This window comes from Halapricum sp. CBA1109, from assembly GCF_009741825.1.
In the GTDB taxonomy this organism is placed as follows: domain Archaea; phylum Halobacteriota; class Halobacteria; order Halobacteriales; family Haloarculaceae; genus Halapricum.
On the sequence record NZ_WPCA01000216.1, the window covers coordinates 1 to 3,011 of the forward strand.

At 66.1% G+C, this 3,011-nt stretch carries 4 protein-coding genes; 2 read left to right on the forward strand and 2 right to left on the reverse strand.

From position 1 onward, the window contains the following. Positions 1-1,244: methylmalonyl-CoA mutase family protein (locus tag GJ629_RS15230; protein WP_157513772.1), on the reverse strand; the 1,244-nt coding region annotated here is incomplete at its 3' end. Positions 1,245-1,423: 179 nt separating this feature from the next. Here GJ629_RS15230 and GJ629_RS15235 point away from each other — a divergent pair. Continuing rightward, positions 1,424-1,657, forward strand: a complete 234-nt coding sequence (locus GJ629_RS15235; protein ID WP_157513773.1) for a hypothetical protein — start codon at positions 1,424-1,426, stop codon at positions 1,655-1,657. Between the two features lies 1 nt (position 1,658). Here the strand turns inward: GJ629_RS15235 and GJ629_RS15240 are convergent, their stop codons facing one another. Further along, positions 1,659-2,456, reverse strand: a complete 798-nt coding sequence (locus tag GJ629_RS15240) for a CBS domain-containing protein (protein ID WP_157513774.1) — start codon at positions 2,454-2,456, stop codon at positions 1,659-1,661. A gap of 91 nt (positions 2,457-2,547) precedes the next feature. On the opposite strand from GJ629_RS15240, the gene GJ629_RS15245 reads away from it, so the two are divergent. Continuing rightward, the coding region (locus GJ629_RS15245; RefSeq protein ID WP_370515934.1) for a DEAD/DEAH box helicase family protein at positions 2,548-3,011 on the forward strand (464 nt) is incomplete at its 3' end.

Below are 3,011 nucleotides of genomic sequence, written 5' to 3' on the forward strand. Positions count from 1 at the left end.
TCGGTGAGGGACTCGACGGCGAAACTCCCGCCGAGGGGGTCGACGATATCGGCGACACCGGACTCCTCGGCGATGATCTGTTGTGTCCGTAACGCCACCCGAACCGCCCGTTCGCTGGGGAGCGCCAGCGCCTCGTCGAAGCTGTTGGTGTGGAGGCTCTGGGTCCCGCCGAGGACGCCCGCAAGCGCTTGGAGGGTGACCCGCACGACGTTGTTCAACGGCTGTTGGGCGGTGAGGCTCTGCCCGGCGGTCTGGGTGTGGAACTTGAGTTGCTTGCTGGCCTCGGCCTCGGCGTCGTACCACTCGTCCATCAGGCGGGCGTAGATGCGGCGGGCGGCCCGGAACTTCGCCACCTCCTCGAAGACGTCGTTGTGGCTGTTGAAGAAAAACGAGAGGGTGGGCGCGAACGCGTCGACGGCCATCCCGCGGTCGAGACACGCCTCGACGTACGCGAACCCGTCGGCGAGTGTAAAGGCGAGTTCCTGGACGGCGGTCGACCCCGCCTCGCGGATGTGATAGCCCGACACCGAGACGGGCTTGAACTTCGGCGTCTCGTCGGCGGAGAAGTTGATCACGTCGGTCACGAGTTTCAGCGACGGTTCGGGCGGGACGACCCACTCCTTCTGGGCGATGAACTCCTTGAACATATCGTTCTGGAGGGTCCCGCGCAACTGCTCGCGGTCGACGCCTCGCTCGTCGGCCAGCGCGACGTACATCGCGTAGACGACCGGCGCGGAGGGGTTGATCGTGAACGAGGTCGATATCTCCGAGAGGTCGATGCCGTCGAAGAGAACGCGCATATCCTCGAGCGTGTCGACGGCGACACCTTCCCGACCGACCTCGCCGTCGGCCATCTCGGCGTCGGAGTCCAGTCCCATCAGCGTCGGCATATCGAAGGCCGTCGAGAGTCCGGTCTGGCCCTGTTCGATCAGGTAGTGAAAGCGGTCGTTGGTCTCGGCGGCGGTACCGTAGCCCGCGAACTGCCGCATCGTCCACGTCCGGCCGCGGTACATCGTCGGGTAGACCCCGCGGGTGTATGGCGGTTGGCCGGGGAATCCGAGGTCCGCCTCGTAGTCGGTGTCGGCCACGTCTTCCGGTGTGTAGATGCGGTCCACCTCGTGGCCCGAAACGGTGCTGAACCGCTCGGCCCGTTCACCGTGGGCATCGAGCGTCTCCGAGAGCGTCGACTCGCGCCACGCCTCGTGGCTCTCCCGGATCCGGTTGAGGTCCTCGGCGTCGTACATAGTTCGTATCTATCCCGAAAAGCAATGAAGGATTCGGCGGTTCGTGCGTTATATTTTCACTGGCGTCACCCCCAACGGGGATTTCGAGGACGCGGTCCACCTGTTCACGATGTTCGAGGAAAGCCTTAGCAGCGCACAGCTCGAACGGTGGGTACGGAAACTAGACGTGGAGGACATCTATGACCGACTCGGGTGACCCGCTGGCCGAAAAACACGAACGAAACCGACAACAGCGCATCGCCGAAATCGAGCGCTGGGTCGAGTACATTCAGACCAACCCGCCGGATGTCTGGGGCGAGCAACTCAACACGCTGATCGAGTCACAGATCGAAACGGCCCGCGAGTCTGGCGTCTCGGCGGCACAGCGCGAACGCGTTCGGAAGGCGAGCGAGGCGTTGTCCGAGCGCGAGTAGGCTACTCCCCGTCGCCGCGTTCGGTCGACTCGACGAGGGGGTGGCGGGCGTAGTCGACGATTTCGATGTCGTCGACGGACCGGAGGTCCTCCTCGTCGGCGGTACGGGCCATCTCTAGGGTCACCGGATCGTCGACGGCGATGACGTAGGCTTCCATCTCCTCGATACCGAGTTCGTTCGCGGCGGTCGTCCGGTGGTGACCGTCGACCAGTAGCAGTTCCCCGGCGTTGTCGACGACGACCAGCGGTTCGGCCAGTCCGCGTTCGAGTTCGTAACTCCGTCCTTCGAGTTCGTCGGCGTACACCCGGGTCTGAGTCGGCCGGAGGTCAGCCAGCGCGACCGTCCGGCGCTCTTGGGTGGTCGGGGTGTCGTGGACGTCCTCGATGGTCTCGCGGAGTTCCTCGACCTTGTCCGGCGTCGCGCGCTCTATCTGACTGCGGATGACGTCGGTGTTGGAGATGATGCCGACGAGGTTGCCGTCGTCGTCGAGCACCGGGAGGCGCTGGATACCGGAGCGGAGGATCACGCGGGCGGCGTCGTCTAGGTCCATCTCGGGGTGGGCGACGAGGAGGTCTGTCGACATCGCCGACGTGATGGGGTCGTCGTCGTCGGCCAGCAGGAGGTCGCTGGCGCTGACGAACCCCTCGACGTGGTCGTCGTCGGTGACCGGGAGGCCGCTGTGGTCGTCGCTGTCGGCGATCCGTCGGGCGACTTCCTCCACCGTCGCGGTCGGGTCGACGGTCGAGACGTCCGTACTCATGTACTCCTCGACCGTCAGCGAGTCCTCTGTACTGCCCATCACACCGAGTAACGACCCCTCCACTGAAAAACCTCTCGTCAGACGCCGCCGTATCCGGGGGTTCAAGTTCGGGCACGCCACAGCCTCCGGTGTGACTGTCCCCGACTGGGAGCCGTACTTCGGGTTCGAGGAACCCTACCCGAGTCAGGCCGACGCCGTCGAACGCGCCATCGAAGCCGGCCAGCGCGGCGGCTACTTCGCGATGGAGGGCCCCTGCGGCACCGGGAAGACGATGGCCGCACTGGCGGCCGGGGCGACGCTGCTCCGGGAGGGGAGCTACGAGTCTATCGTCGTCGTCACGCCCGTCAAACAGCAGCGCCACCAGTTCGTCGAGGACCTCCGGACCCTCAACGCTGGCCTCCAAGAGCCACTCGCGGGCATCTCGCTGGTCGGCAAGCGCGACCTCTGTCCCTACGGCCGCGAGGACGTGTTTCCGCCCGGCGAGTCCACCCACGACCGGTGTGAGGACCTCCGGGAGACGACCGCGGGACTCGTCGAGAGCGACGGCGGCAGCGACGAGGCGGCCGCCGCCGGCGCGGTCGGCGGCGACCCCGA

Bases quoted from the DNA above. Each gene is read 5' to 3' on its own strand.
- GJ629_RS15235 (WP_157513773.1), top strand. From the start codon at position 1,424: ATGACCGACTCGGGTGACCCGCTGGCCGAAAAACACGAACGAAACCGA.
- GJ629_RS15240 (WP_157513774.1), bottom strand. From the start codon at position 2,456: ATGGGCAGTACAGAGGACTCGCTGACGGTCGAGGAGTACATGAGTACG.